Annotated in this window: 13 protein-coding genes and 1 pseudogene; 6 read left to right on the top strand and 8 right to left on the bottom strand. The window is 64.7% G+C overall.

The features are described 5' to 3' along the window. The 4 genes from ACYQ1K_RS04425 to ACYQ1K_RS04410 all read left to right on the top strand — a co-directional run. On the top strand, positions 1-1,147 hold a 1,147-nt coding region (locus ACYQ1K_RS04425), incomplete at its 5' end, for an FAD-dependent oxidoreductase (RefSeq protein ID WP_459981596.1). Beyond that, positions 1,140-1,916 (top strand): SDR family NAD(P)-dependent oxidoreductase, encoded by a 777-nt coding sequence (locus ACYQ1K_RS04420; RefSeq protein ID WP_459981595.1) that lies wholly within the window; start codon positions 1,140-1,142, stop codon positions 1,914-1,916. The genes ACYQ1K_RS04425 and ACYQ1K_RS04420, both read left to right, overlap by 8 nt. 28 nt (positions 1,917-1,944) lie before the next feature. After that, positions 1,945-2,283: a cupin domain-containing protein gene (locus ACYQ1K_RS04415; RefSeq protein ID WP_459981594.1), complete on the top strand. Its 339-nt coding sequence runs from the start codon at positions 1,945-1,947 to the stop codon at positions 2,281-2,283. Beyond that, positions 2,280-3,896: a phytoene desaturase family protein gene (locus ACYQ1K_RS04410; protein WP_459981593.1), complete on the top strand. Its 1,617-nt coding sequence runs from the start codon at positions 2,280-2,282 to the stop codon at positions 3,894-3,896. The genes ACYQ1K_RS04415 and ACYQ1K_RS04410 overlap by 4 nt, the downstream gene beginning before the upstream one ends. A 744-nt stretch (positions 3,897-4,640) precedes the next feature. On the opposite strand, the gene ACYQ1K_RS04405 is transcribed toward ACYQ1K_RS04410, so the two are convergent. The 3 genes from ACYQ1K_RS04405 to ACYQ1K_RS04395 form a co-directional block, all read right to left on the bottom strand. Next, positions 4,641-6,023 carry an FAD-dependent oxidoreductase gene (locus ACYQ1K_RS04405; RefSeq protein WP_459981592.1) on the bottom strand — a complete coding sequence of 461 codons (1,383 nt, stop codon included), beginning with the start codon at positions 6,021-6,023 and terminating at the stop codon, positions 4,641-4,643. Next, complete coding sequence (locus tag ACYQ1K_RS04400; RefSeq protein WP_459981591.1) at positions 6,020-6,286, bottom strand: 4Fe-4S dicluster domain-containing protein; 267 nt, start codon at positions 6,284-6,286, stop codon at positions 6,020-6,022. The genes ACYQ1K_RS04405 and ACYQ1K_RS04400 overlap by 4 nt, the downstream gene beginning before the upstream one ends. Before the next feature lie 278 nt (positions 6,287-6,564). Next, entirely contained in the window at positions 6,565-7,467 is a 903-nt protein-coding gene (locus tag ACYQ1K_RS04395) for an NAD(P)-dependent oxidoreductase (RefSeq protein ID WP_459981590.1), read from the bottom strand. A 179-nt stretch (positions 7,468-7,646) separates the two neighbouring features. Here ACYQ1K_RS04395 and ACYQ1K_RS04390 point away from each other — a divergent pair, with 179 nt between their 5' ends. Beyond that, positions 7,647-8,429: a TetR/AcrR family transcriptional regulator gene (locus ACYQ1K_RS04390; RefSeq protein ID WP_459981589.1), complete on the top strand. Its 783-nt coding sequence runs from the start codon at positions 7,647-7,649 to the stop codon at positions 8,427-8,429. Between the two features lie 5 nt (positions 8,430-8,434). Continuing rightward, on the top strand, positions 8,435-9,232 hold the full coding sequence (locus ACYQ1K_RS04385; RefSeq protein WP_459981588.1) for an acetoacetate decarboxylase family protein: 798 nt from the start codon (positions 8,435-8,437) through the stop codon (positions 9,230-9,232). Positions 9,233-9,234: 2 nt separating this feature from the next. On the opposite strand, the pseudogene ACYQ1K_RS04380 reads toward ACYQ1K_RS04385, so the two are convergent. The 5 genes and pseudogenes from ACYQ1K_RS04380 to ACYQ1K_RS04360 form a co-directional block, all read right to left on the bottom strand. Then, positions 9,235-9,527 (bottom strand): annotated as a pseudogene (locus ACYQ1K_RS04380) (IS1380 family transposase); the annotation flags it as partial. Between the two features lie 270 nt (positions 9,528-9,797). Then, on the bottom strand, positions 9,798-10,586 hold the full coding sequence (locus ACYQ1K_RS04375; RefSeq protein ID WP_459981587.1) for an SDR family NAD(P)-dependent oxidoreductase: 789 nt from the start codon (positions 10,584-10,586) through the stop codon (positions 9,798-9,800). Positions 10,587-10,591: 5 nt separating this feature from the next. Then, positions 10,592-11,320: a 3-oxoacyl-ACP reductase family protein gene (locus ACYQ1K_RS04370; RefSeq protein ID WP_459981586.1), complete on the bottom strand. Its 729-nt coding sequence runs from the start codon at positions 11,318-11,320 to the stop codon at positions 10,592-10,594. Between the two features lie 13 nt (positions 11,321-11,333). Then, positions 11,334-12,554: an acetyl-CoA C-acetyltransferase gene (locus tag ACYQ1K_RS04365; protein ID WP_459981585.1), complete on the bottom strand. Its 1,221-nt coding sequence runs from the start codon at positions 12,552-12,554 to the stop codon at positions 11,334-11,336. A 51-nt stretch (positions 12,555-12,605) separates the two neighbouring features. Next, positions 12,606-13,742 carry an acyl-CoA dehydrogenase family protein gene (locus ACYQ1K_RS04360; RefSeq protein WP_459981584.1) on the bottom strand — a complete coding sequence of 379 codons (1,137 nt, stop codon included), beginning with the start codon at positions 13,740-13,742 and terminating at the stop codon, positions 12,606-12,608. Between the last annotated feature and the right edge of the window lie 2 nt (positions 13,743-13,744).

Below are 13,744 nucleotides of genomic sequence, written 5' to 3'. Positions count from 1 at the left end.
TGCCGACGGGCGCAACATCACCTTGTCCACCTCCGAACAACTCGCCGACGACCTCGGCTTCTCCCCCGAAGCCCGCCCCGACTTCCTGCGCACCTTCAACCGCGTCGCCGAAGTCTTGGACGTCCTGGGAACCTCGCATGCCGCAGACCGCATCCCCGAGCTGCTCAGTATTTCCGGCGCCGAATGGATAGGACCGGTCCACGACGAGATTCTCGACTACTACAGGCGAATCGCCGGAATCGAGATGGGCGTCTCTTTGGAGGCAGACTCGGCGTTCTCGATGCTGACCGGTATGCCGGCGTTCGGCGGAGCGTCCGCTGTGTGGGGCGACTTCTTGGTCGTCGAGGGCGGCGCACCGATGATCGGTCAGGCTTTGGCGTCCCATCTGAGCCGTTCACCGATCACCGGCGCACTGGTGCACTCAGTCGCCCAGAAGGGCTCACGGGTCGAGATCACCTACCGACACGCAGGCCAGCGACGAACCCTCGACGCGGCCCATGTGGTGATGGCGACACCCCATCCGGTCACGGCACAGCTCGTGCAAGGACTTTCGTCCAGACGACTCTCGGCCATTGACTCCGTTCGAGTCCTGCCGATCGTTGAGGTCCTGGCCCTGCTGGCCGATCGCGGACCGGCGTCGTGGGACGATCTCTCGGCGCTGTGGACGATGGACAAGAGTTTCAGCGTGGGACTCAACTCAAGGACTCACCACGTGGTGGAGACCGACGATGCCGACAAGCACTCGGTCATCAAGATGATCGCTGTCGGCCCATCCGCCGTTGCCCTTGCCGACCGCCCCGATGCGGTGATCGCACAGAACTTCATCGATGATCTCATCGAGATCTACCCTGATGCGCGTCACAAGGTCGTGGCTCACTCCATCAAGCGGTGGGTCCACGGGATCCCGGCGCCAGCCATCGGCTTCGATCGCTACGTGGCCGACATGATCGCCCCTTTCGGCGCCATTCACTTCGCTGGGGATTGGTGTGGCTTCGTCGACGTCGACAACCCGGGTGGAGCAGGCACCAACGGGGACTGGGGGGGCTACGGGATCTCGGGCGGTCTGCACCCTGCAGTTCGCGCTGGGATGCGGGCCGCATCTGAGATCGCAGCATCAACTCACTCCAGCCGTGGCGCATATGCCTGAGCGCGATTCGCGTCGATTCGCCGGCCAGGTCTGCTTGGTGACGGGCGCCGCCACGGGGATCGGCAGAGCGGTGGCGTGGAGGATGGCTGCCGAGGGCGGCACGGTCGCTGTCCTTGACATCAACGCCACTGAACTCGAGAAGACCCGGCAGGGCGTCGAGGCCCGTGGAGCGCGCGCCGTCTCACTGGTGGTGGACGTCTCCGTTCCCGACCAGGTCCGAGACGCGGTGGCGCGCACGGAGTCCGCTCTGGGGCCCATCGACGTCCTGGTATCAAATGCGGGTGTTCCCATCGTCTCGGAGATCCAGACGCTGACACTCGACGCCTGGGATCGAGCCTTCGCCGTCAACACGCGGTCCAGTTTCGTCCTGGTGCAAACCGTCTTGGCGAGGATGCGCGAGCGGCGCACCGGCGTCATCTCTATCACCGCCTCCAGCGCGGCACTGGTCGGCGAGGTGGGTTCGGCACCCTACGCCCCTTCCAAGGCGGCGCTGGTCAACTTCTCGCAGCAGGTCGCGGCGGAGCACGCTCAACACGGCATCCGTTGCAACTGCGTCTGTCCAGGCTGGGTGGACACTCCGTTCAACGATCCCGCGTTCGCGGATGACCACGAGCGCCGCGCCACCGTCGAACGGCAAGTCCCACTAGGCCGTGAAGGCACGCCCCACGAGATCGCCGCCGCCATCTCATTCCTCTGCTCTGACGACGCCGCGTACATAACCGGACACACCCTCGTGGTGGACGGTGGCCTGACTCTCGGGCCCCGCTGACGACTTCCCCCGTGAAAGGACTTCATCGATGCACCTGGCTGGACCCGCCGTCCTCAAAGATATGCCGATACCCAGTGACGCCATTGTGTCGGGCAGCCCACGAGCAGCCGGCACCGAGCTCTACCTGACCCCGGACGGGCGCACGCTGGTTGGCCTCTTCACCTGCACACCCGGCGTATTCCGCTTCACCCTCGAAGCCGAGGAGTTCACCCACCTGCTTTCCGGACGCGTGACCATCCAACCCGAAGGTGGAGATGTCATCGACGCTCGGGCGGGCGACACCTACGTCCTCCCGGCCGGACAGGACCTGCTCATCGAGGTGCACGAGACCATTACCGACATCTACACGACCTGGACCGATCGATGAACCATCCCGAGACGGGGCGTTCTTACGACGTCATCATCGTCGGCGCCGGCCACAACGGGCTGGTCGCGGGCGCCTACCTCGCCGGCGCTGGTCTCGACGTACTGATCCTCGAGCAGCGAGACACAGTAGGCGGACTGTGCACCACCGCGGAACTGTTCCCTGGGATGCGCGGGAACTTGGTAGCTAACTCAGCACACAACTTCGAGCCAAAGATATTGGTCGATCTCGAATTGGAGCGGCACGGGCTTGCTTGGACCGAGCCGCTCAAACCCAGTTCGTTCATCTCATTCTCCGAGGGCCGCCGAGTCGTCTCCTGGCCACGCGAGAGCGATGTCCGTCGCGAGTTCGACCAGTTCGCCGTGGGGGACTTCGACGCACAACGCGCCCTCCAGGACCAGCTAATGGAGCTGGCCAAGGTCCTCGACGTCGGATACTTCGGTCCGCCACCCTCGTTCGCCGAGATCGCGGCGCGTCCCAAAACACCGGCGCACCGGGAATTGTTCTCCAAGGTGATGTTCGGCAGCGCGGGCGACCTCGTCCGTGAGCACCTCGCCTCCGAAGAGCTGCAAGCCTCACTCGCCATGCTGGCCGCTTCGGGCAACTTCCTGGGACCAGAGACCCCCGGTTCGGCATTCCAGCTCTTCCACCGAGCGCTCTATCGAGGCAGCAGCTCGGTGCGGAATCGACCGAAGATCGCCGCCTCAGCCGAGTTTGCCTCCCGAGCCCCGATCGGAGGAATGGGCGCCATCACCCAGGCCCTGGCCCGAGCATTCGAGGCCCGAGGCGGCCACCTACGAACCGAGTGCTTGGTGGAATCGATCACCGTCGGACCGGCAGGGGTGAACGGTGTAGTCCTCACCACCGGTGAGGAGTACCGCGCACCGGTCATCGTGTCAGCCATCAACCCGAAGACGACCATCACGAGACTGCTTCCCGCCGACGAGGTCGATCCGGAGATCCGCGCCCGGTTCGACGCCCTCACCATGGCAGGCTGCATGGCAAAGGTGCACGTTGCCCTGAACGACCTTCCCCAATTCGTGTGCGCCAAAGATTCGGAGGAGAACCGGCTCCTCAGCCGGTGCGGTTTCCGGATAGGCATGAGCCTCGCAGAGATGCAGCAGGGTTTTGAGGCGGCCGGCCGTGGCGACTGGAGCGGCGCTCCCATTGTGTACGGACTCGTCCAGACAGCGGCAGACCCCACCCTCGCGCCCGAGGGCTGCCACGTCATGAGCCTGTCGGTGTCCTACGCTCCGTACCACCTTTCAGACGGCAACTGGGAAGACCAGGGCGACGCGTGGGCGAAGCACGTCATCAATGCGCTCACGCCGCACATCTCGAACCTTGACCAGATCGTCGAAGACGTCCGCTACCTCACGCCATCCGATCTGGAGACCGACTTCGGGCTCCTGGAGGGACACGCACTTCACGGAAACCTGACGGCCGCCCGCGCCTTCGATTGGCGCCCGGCTGCCGGCCACAGTGACTATCGCGGCCCCGTGCACGGCCTCTACCTGTGTAGCAACGGAACTTGGCCGGCGCTCTACGTCTCAGGACTCTCCGGACACAACGCCGCCCAGGAGATTCTGCGCGACATGCGGGAACGGCATCACTAGCGCTTAGGGATCACGGGTTGGGGTGACACCTGGCGCGGCGCACGCTCTCGGGCGTCGACGCCGCAAGCTGATGGTCCAAAACTCAGACCGCGCCACGCAACTGGGGTATCTCTGATCAGCGGGCTTCCCAACCTGAGCGGCAAGAGGCATCCTGGGCAGGTTCACCGGCTCTGTCTGAGCCCCCGATCCGCCCTGTGGTGTTGCGTCGAGCTGGCTGAGTCCGGCCGTCACCCACCCAGCGTGACGGCAAGCCCCATCAGCCAGTTCGCCGGGCGAACAACGTATGCAGCAAGTTGAGACTCCGCGCAGTCATTCGCGACCGTTCACTGACAACTCGCATGCCATGACCGGGTCTCGCCACACCACGGCGGTCCCGTCGAGCACGACGACGCGTCCTGGTTGGTGATGGTGGTGGCCAGGGTCGTCACGGGCTTGTCGGTCCGGACGGCGGTCACGCCGCCCTGGACGACGATGCCGCCGAACCGTGACCGCGCGGCGAGGTCGCCGTCGTCGTGGATCGGGTTTCAGTCGCCGGTGATGTCGGTGAAGAGCTCGATGTCGCGCCGGCTCACACGGCGGGTATGCAGGGCGCGCGACCCGACGGCGGGCGATGCCGAGGAGTCGATCTGTGTCACGCCGAGCAACCGCGACATTCGGCGTCTCTCTAGCGTGAGCTGATGCGCTTGTTCAAGACGTTCTAGATCTGCTGCTTGACCTCGCTACAAACCAGCGGCGATCTCGCGCTCACCCCACAACGCCGGAGGCTGTCGCAAGCAGATCAGAAAGTGAGGTGAGCTTGAGTCGTGGCCGATTGCCGGCTTGACCGCGCTCGCGCTCATATCGGTCGATGGCGTGCCAGCCTTCGACGGTGATCGACGTTGGCTTGCGGGAGGCCACCCATTGGTCGAGCTGGCTGCTCGAGTGTGTCGGCCTTATCGGAAGAATGCCCGAGTCGAGGTCTGCAGCGAATCGGGTCACCGTCTCCTCCGCGTCGCGCTTGTTGCTGCCGAGGATCCCCTTCGGACCGCGTTTGAGCCAACCGACGGCGTAAACGCCGACCAACGTCGCCCCGTCCTGCATCACTCGCCCGCGATCATTGGGGAGCACGCAGCGTTCTTCGTCGAAGGGAAGGCCGGACACCGGCCCGCTCCGGTAGCCGACGGCGCGCAAGATCAGACTGCAGTCCAAGGTCTCCTCCTCCCCCACGCTCTCCCACCCTCGTAGTCGATCCGCTTCGACGTGGCCGATCTCGTTTCGTCGCACAACGAGCGACTCGATTCGATCGCTGCCATTGAGCGCCGCCGGGGAGCGCAGGAATTTGAGGGTGATCCGTCGGTCAGGACCCGGTTCAGGGCGACGGTCGGCAAGGTGCCTGAGTAGCTCGACGTTCCTTCGCGCTGTGAAGGAGGCTTCCTCCGCGAGCCACCGGCTCGAGGCAGCGTCGAGCGCCAGATCCGCCGGGTCTACGCAGAGCTCGACACCCGCCAACTCGCTGAGTTCTCGCAACGCCGCATGCGAGAACGCAGCTTGCCCGGGGCCACGACGTCCCAGGATGACGACTTCGCGTATCGCGCTGTGACGCAGGGCGTGCAACGCATGTTCAGCAATGTCGGTGCAACTCAACTCGTCCGGATCCCGGACGAGGATGCGAGCAACGTCCGCGGCGACGTTGCCATTTCCTACGACGACCGCCCGCTCGCCGGACAGATCCACATGGAGGTCACGGTAATCTGGATGCCCGTTGTACCAGAACACGAACTCACGTGCGGACAGACTGCCGGATCGTTCCTCGCCAAGCAGACCTAAAGGGCGGTCATGCTGGGCGCCGGTGGCATAGAACACGGCGGTGTAGTGGTTGGTCAGCTCTGCGTGCGAAACGTCTGTGCCGACCTCGACGTTCCCGATGAACCGGCAGCCGCGGCCGAAAGTCTCCTTCTCGAATCGGTCCGCCAGCGTCTTAATCTCGGTGTGATCGGGAGCAACGCCGTAGCGCAACAACCCCCACGGCGTGGGAAGGCGCTCGAAGATGTCCACCTCGACGTCACATCGCGTGCGCAGGAGCGAAGCGGTGAAAGCCCCCGCCGGGCCCGCCCCTATGACTGCAACCCGCGGCCGAGAGGCGGTCATTCGGCCGACCTCTGCTCGTAGAACTCGGCGTTCAGCTCGATGGAGTAAGCCTGGTATGCCGTTAGGTCGGAATCGGCGCGGATCACTCCGATCGGGCAGGCACTGACGCACGAACCGCAGTCGATGCATCGGCCAGGGTCGATGTAAAGCTGTTCGACGGACTCGAAGTCAGCATCGTGGGGCGCCGGCAGGATGCAGTCGACGGGGCAAACCTCCACACATGATCCCTCCATGACGCAGCGGTCGGTAATGACGTGTGTCATCCGGACTCCCTTGTCTCCAAAGCCTCCACTTTCCGCCGGTCATCCCTCGCCGCACGGCTACCCACCATCGATCTCTCGCGTTCTGGCTCGCTGGTGTCACGCGTAGCTGGGTTCAAGCGTTCATCTGGGGGAACGCATTGTCGAGCGAGATGACTGGTGCGCACATGCGCGTCGCAACGTTCCGCCACCCGGATAGGCCGGTCAGGACGGGCCCTGATGGCGCCTCGGATTGAGCGAGCGGTCATTCCCTTGTCACTTGCTTCTGCTGGGGCCGTAGGTCACACCGAGGGCCCACGAGAACCCGCTCGGACGACCGCGCCCATGGCGAACTCGCCGAGCCCTGCCCGCTGGGCCCTCGCCAGAACCTGTTCGGTGGCGGCCAGCATGGTCGAACAGTGGCCGGCTTCGCTCACCGCGAACCGGAAGGCGCTAGCAGCGCTGGCGTACGCGTCGATCGATGCCTGATCGGTATGGAAGTCACCCGAGCGAACGGCCTGCAAGAGCTCTGTTGCCTGCCACGAGAGGCGGTCAATCAGCGACTGCGCGCACGCCTCGGCATCGGCCAGTCCAATACCGTTGTCAGTCAAGTAGGTCATCGACTCGGCCAATGCCGTGAGCGCTGCGATGAAGAAGGCGCTGACCACCGCGCACACGTTCGCCCCGCCGATCTCGGTCGAGACGTGCCTCGATGCTCCCCCCAGCGCCATCAATACATGGCGGTGCTCACTGAAGACCTCGCTCGGTCCGGAATACACGATCAACCCCTGGGGAGTGCCGATGTTCTGCGGGTAGCTGAGCACCGTGCCCTCCAAGTAGCGGGCAGCGGCGGACTCCACACGCTGCTGCATGTCGCGAGCATCCCCGCGGACGCCGGTGGTCAGGTTCACAAAGGTCCCTCCCCGCAGATCTGGCACATCGAGCAGCAGCTCGCGGACGACGTCGTACCCCTCCAAGACGCTCACGACGAGGTCGGCGTGGCGGCAAGCGTCTGCCGGCGAATCCGCCGCCACGATGCCTGGCGTGTCCTCCAGCGCCCGGGCCTTCTCTGACGTGCGATTCCAGACTCTGACGGCATGGTCCGAAGCGGCAAGCGCGCGGGCGACACTCGAACCCATCAGGCCGCAGCCAAGAACGGCTATCGAGCACGGTTTCGGCAGGGTGACGTCATCCGGGGCGATCATGGCAGCTCCTCTGTCGGTCGTCGACGATTAACCACTGCGACGACGCCCTCGATGGTACGAACGTTCATTTCCTCAAGCATCCGACCAGACCCGTACCGCCGTCAAGAGCACAGAAGCCGCCTGTTCGCGAGGCGCGACAGAAGGCAGAAGTAGACGTTCGCGAGTCAGGCGGATAGGGTATGAACGCACGTTCATATGACTCCAAGGAGTACACCGTGCCGCAGTTTCGCGCCGCTCTACTCACGACAGACGGGAATGCGCCGATGGAAGACCGCTCCGAGGATGCCGCGGTGAAGCCGGCTCGCACCGATCTTCTGCTCGCACGCATCGACCTCGAGGGTTGCCGGAATCCTGAGTCATTCGAACCGCCCCACGGCACCAGAGGCCGACTGCTACTAGCCGCAGTTGACATGTTCTCCACCCGCGGTTTTGACGCGTGCTCGATGAGGGCTCTCGCGCAGTCGATCGGCATCGGTCCGGGCGCGATCTACAACCACTATTCCTCCAAGGGTGATCTCTTGGTGGCGGCGGTCGACTATGTCCTGAGCGACTTCATGCGGAGCGTCCTCGAAGGGCTCACCCTCGAACCGCCGGCGAAGAACCTCGGCATCATGCTGCGCCGCCACGTGACTTATCGGGCGACCAACCGCAGGATCGCGAAGGCGAACGACCGCCTCCTCGACCGCGACTTCCTGGTGCGCACCATGTCTCGACAGGATCGCGCACGCATCACCGGCGCTCTTCGTGAGTACACCCACATCGCGCGGGAGCTCATAGAGCTCACGGCCGGGGACGACGCTGATGTGGATCCGGTTCTGCGCACCTTCTCGGTGCTCAACGTCGTCAACGAGTCCGCGAACTGGTACCAGCCGGGCGGAACTCTCAATGCGCAGGCCTTGGCAGAACAGTTCCAGATCCTCATCGAGCGGTTGCTCGACCTCAAACCCGGCACCTTGGAGTGATGATAATGAGCAGCAGCGACGCGGTCGTCGCTAGTCCCGACGGTTGGTCATTCTCGCAGCCGTTCGGCCCGTCGCCCCTCTACGGACCCCCTCCCTACGCGTTTCGCGGGGCGCGGACGATCACAAGTCTGGTGCGGTTCGACGGCGCTGCGATCGCGCCTTACCTGCCGCCGGCAGTCAACCTGACGGAGGTCCAACCGCTGGGCATCATCGCCGCGAGCCACTATCCCGACACTGAACTGGGCAGCTACCACGAGTTGTCGTTCTTCGTCAGAGCGACAGCGCTTGATAGAACATTCATGTTCAGTCCTCTCATGTACGCCGACGGCGATGGAGCGGTCGCGGCAGGACGCGAACTGTGGGGCTTTGCCAAGAAGGTGGCGACGATGGCCCTCACCGAGGCCGGCGAATACTGGCGTTTCACAGCCGACCGCAATGGACATCGCATCGCCGACGTTCGCTTCCGACCGCAGCAGCAGGGAACCCCCGACGCCTTGGCCGCAGTCGACTTCCCTACCCTGACGTTGCGTCTGATCCCATCGCGGACCGGAAGAGGGCGCCCGGACATTGCGCAGCTCATCTCCACATCGAACCTCAAGCGCCCATGCACCGCGAACGGCATGGACGCCCGGTGGGTAGGGACGTCCGATGTATCCATCCTTGGGACGGCGTCCGATCCAGTGACTGCCTTCTCCCCTGTCGAAATGGTGTCATCCTGGATGACCGAATATGACTGTGATCTGCCCGCAGGGGATCTCGTCCACGACTACAGGGAAGCCGAGAAGTCCGCGCCCACCGGCTAGGTGTAGTCGCGCCACAATCACCGGCGCGGGGTGGTGGCAGTTGTCAACGTGGCCAGGAGTGCGTTGAGTCCGCGGGCCCGAAGTAGCCGAACCCTGCACCCAGGACGTGACCGTGGACCTCGATGATGGTGTCGTCGATGTCGAGCAACGTGTGCCCGCGGTCCATGGCGCCCACTCTGCCGCGCGGCTGGCGGTGCTGGCTGAGGTGCCGAGCAGCGTTGCCAGTCCCAGCCAGCGCGGTCAGGAACCGCGAGGCGACCGCATCGACCTGGCGGACGTGACCGAAGGTGAACGAGTTTCGATCATGAAGACTGCCGTGGTGCCTCGCAGCGTGTGAGAGACTTTCACCTCAGAGATGGCCTTGCGTTTCGGCCGAATCGTTGCCTGTGGAACTCCGATTCTCCGGCCCGCAACGGCTTTCGCGTTCGGCACGCTCGAACTGCTCAAGTCATCGGATTGAGGCCAAAAGCATGCCGCCGGCGCGCCGGTAGCAGGGACCGCGGCCGCGACGCCATCATCCGTCCCTGTCGAGCTGTCCTGCTCAAAGTTCCAGCGCGTCGAACGGTCACACAATCGTCCATCCGCCGTCGACGACAAGGGTCTGTCCGGTCACATAACTCGAGGCGGGGCTCGCCAGGAAGACCAGCGCTCCGTCTAGCTCGTGAGGGGCCCCGGCACGGCGCATCGGCATTCGGCGGAACCGGCGTGCGCCGGCATCCGCATCGAACAATTCCTCCGTCAACTCGGAGCGGAAGTAGCCGGGGGCGATCGAGTTCACGCGGACTCCGCGATCGGCCCACTGGGCGGCGAGTTCGCGGGTGAGGCTCATAACCGCACCCTTGCTCGCGCAATAGCCCGCTTCGGGGATGGACCAGCTGGCGACGAGCCCGTTGATCGAGGAGATGTTGATGATGCTGCCACCATCGTTGTCGAGCATCTGGCGGCCGACTTGGTGGCATAGGCGATAGAGCGCGATGAGGTTGACGTCGATAATGCGCGCGAAGGTCTCGGTGTCCTCAAGCTCAGCGGGCTGGACAGAGGTGATCCCCGCGTTGTTCACAAGGACGTCGATCGGCCCGCGCCACCGCTTCGCCTCAGCCACGATCCGTGATGTATCGGCTTCCGAGGTGAGGTCGCCGGCCACGGGGTGGATCAGCCCTGGATGCTTCGCCGCGAGCTCCTGAAGGGCGGCCTCGCGGCGGGCCACGGCTGTGACGTGCGCCCCGCGCTCCGCCAGGGCCAAGGCGAACCGCCGCCCAAGTCCAGAACTAGCGCCGGTGACCAAGGCATTGGACCCGCTGATGTCGAATAGGGGGTCGGCGAGGCTCACGTTCGAAAAGGGCGACTGGTCCATGGTGCTCACATCGCCAGTCCGCCGTCGACAGGCAGTACGACGCCCGTGACGTAGGCGGCCTCTTCGCTGGCGAGGAATCCGACCGCGATCGCGATCTCCGCCGGGTCAGCGAAGCGCTCGAGTGGGATCTGCTTCATGATCGCATCGCGGCGCCCCTCGGGGATCGACTCGATCATCCGTGTTGCCGCGTTGGGACTGATCGCATTGACAGTGACGCCGAAGCTGGCCAACTCCTTCGCGATGGTCTTGGTGAAGCCGATGATGCCCGCCTTTGCCATGGCGTAATTGGCCTGTCCGAGGTTGCCATGAAGCCCGGAGTACGACGTGACGTTGATGATCCGTCCATAGGCCTGCGTGCGGAAATGCGGCGTACAGGCGCGGGTGAGCCGAAAGGTACCGCCGGCATGGACGTCAAGCACGCCTTCCCATTCCTCGTCGCTGAGCTTCCAGCTCATCGCGTCGCGCAGCAGACCTGCGTTGTTGACCAGGACGTCGATCCGGCCGCACTCGCCAACGACCCGGGCGACCGCGTCCTCGACCGAATGGGTGTCGGCGACGTCCACCTCTAGCGCGCGGATTCCTTCGGGCAGAACGACCGCAGTTGTGTCGAGATCGAAGACATACGTCGCCGCGCCGGCTCCATGGAAGAAGGTGGCCAGCGCCAAGCCGATCCCACGGGCGCCTCCAGTGATGATGACCGTGCGGCCCTCGAAGGAGTAGGTGATGTTGGACATGAAGACTCCGTTCTCAGCTCAACCGTTCGACGACCATGGCCATGCCCTGGCCACCGCCGACGCACATCGACTCGACGCCGATGGTTCCGTCTGTCTCGCGAAGTCCGTTGAGCAGCGTCGTCGTGATCCGCGCCCCGGTCATGCCGAATGGATGCCCGAGTGCAATGGCGCCGCCGTGGACGTTGAGGTGGTCCTCGTCGAGCGACAGGTCACGCGCCGACGCTATGACCTGGGAGGCGAAGGCTTCGTTGATCTCGAACAGATCGACGTCGCCGACATTCAGGCCGGCCTTCCCGAGCGCGCTGCGGATCGCCTCGACCGGGCCAAGCCCCATGATCTCGGGAGACAGGCCGGTCGCGCCGAACGACAAGACCCTAGCCATTGGCGTAAGTCCGAGTTCCTTGGCTCGTAGGTCGCTCATGAGGAGGACTGCTGCCGCCCCATCGTTGAGCGAGCAGCAGTTCCCGGCCGTTACCGTGCCGTCCTCGCGGAAGACCGGCCGAAGGCCGGCGAGTGCCTCCAGCGTGACTCGCGCGCGCGGTCCGTCGTCCGCATCGACCCTTGTACCGTCCGGGGCGGTCACGGCTGTGATCTCGCGCGCGAAAAAGCCGCGCTCGATCGCGCTGGCGGCGCGCTCCTGGCTCCTGAGCGCGAACGCATCCTGGTCCTCACGGCTGATGCCGCGCAATGACGCGACGTTCTCGGCCGTTTCACCCATGCCAATGTAGATGTCGGGCAATTCTTCGGTCTCGCGGGGGTCGGACCACTTCGCACCGGTCTCGGATCGCCACGCGGTACGGGCTCGGGCGCTTTCGAAGCATGGGTTCGGAGCGGCCGCGAGGCCGGACCTGTCTCCAGTATCCGGGTACCGAGAGACAACCTCTACCCCCGCGCTGAGGAACACATGCCCGTCCCCACTGCGGATGGCATTGGCCGCCATCCGCGTTGTTTGCAGGGACGACGCACACGCCCGGTTGACGGTCGCGCCAGGGATGGTGTCATACCCAGTGAGCACCGCGACGCGTCGTGCCAGATTCTCGGCCTGCTCACCTGTGTGGTCCCACGCCCCCAGATACAGGTCGTCGACCTCGCCGGGGTCGAGCTCAGGGACTCTCGCGAGAAGCTCGGTGATCACGGTCGCGGCAAGGTCGTCGGCGCGGAGACCGGTGAGCGAGCCTTTGAAAGCACGGCCGATCGGCGTACGGGCTGCGGCCACGATGACAGGCTGAGGCAATGGATGATTCCTTAGTGAGGTGGCCGGGTCGGCCGGTTAACGAGACGAGGATCAAAGGCCGAGCGATCGTCCGACGAGCTCCTTCATGATCTCGTTGGTGCCGGCCCAGATCCGGGTTACGCGCGCGTCACGCCAGGCGCGCGCAACTCGGTACTCAGCCATGTAGCCGTAGCCGCCAAACACCTGGACGCATCCGTCGAGAACGTTGCTCTGGACCTCAGCCGTCCACCACTTCGCCTTCGCAGCGTCCACGGCAGACAACCGGTGCTCGGCGTGGAGGGCAACGCATCGGTCGACGTACGCCTGCGTGACGTCGATCGTCGTGGCTAGCTCGGCAAGTCGGAACTTCATCGACTGGAAGGACCCGATGCTCCTGCCGAACGCCCGGCGCTCCTTGGCGTACGTGACGGTCTCTTCGAAGACGGACGCCGCATGGGCGAGATTGGCGACGGCGGCGCTGATTCGCTCCTGCGGCAACCTCTCCATCATGTAGGCGAACCCGCGGTTTTCCTCCCCGAGGAGGTGCGTCACCGGCACAGGCACGTCGTCGAAGAACAGCTCGGCGGTATCACTCTCAGGCTGGCCGATCTTGTCGAGTTTGCGGCCGACTGTGAAGCCGGGCATGTCCTTCTCCACCACAAACAGTGAGATGCCCTTCGACCGGGCGTCGGGATCGGTGCGTGCTGCGACCACGGCCAAGTCGGCGGATGCGCCATTGGTGATGAAAGTCTTCGATCCGTTGAGGACCCAACCATCGCTGGTCGGGCGCGCCGAGGTGCGAAGGTCGGCCAGGTCTGTGCCGCCAGAAGGCTCGGTCATGCCGATCGCAGAGACCAGGTCGCCGGAGCAGAAGCCAGGCAGCCAGCGGCGCTGCTGGTCAGCCTGAGCAAGTTCGACTAGGTACGGCGCCACCACGTCCACGTGGATAGCGAAGCATGAGTTGGCAGCCAGGGAGAACCGGGCGAGCTCCTCGCCAAGGATCGCTTGGTAGCTCCAGTCCGGCGCGCCACTACCGCCGAGACCTTCTGGGACCTGGAGTCCCAGAAGACCCTGCTCCCCCGCGATCCGCCAGATCTCACGGGAGAACCCACGGTTCGCGACGAACTCGTCGTAGCGGGGAGCGAGATCGCGCTCGATGAACGAGCGCACGGCCTTCCGAAACGCCTCGTGTTCTGCTTGCTTAGTCATCA

This window comes from Nocardioides sp. AN3 (assembly GCF_054653495.1).
Note: the sequence above shows the minus strand (reverse complement) of the source record. Positions and strands in the feature narration are given on the sequence as shown.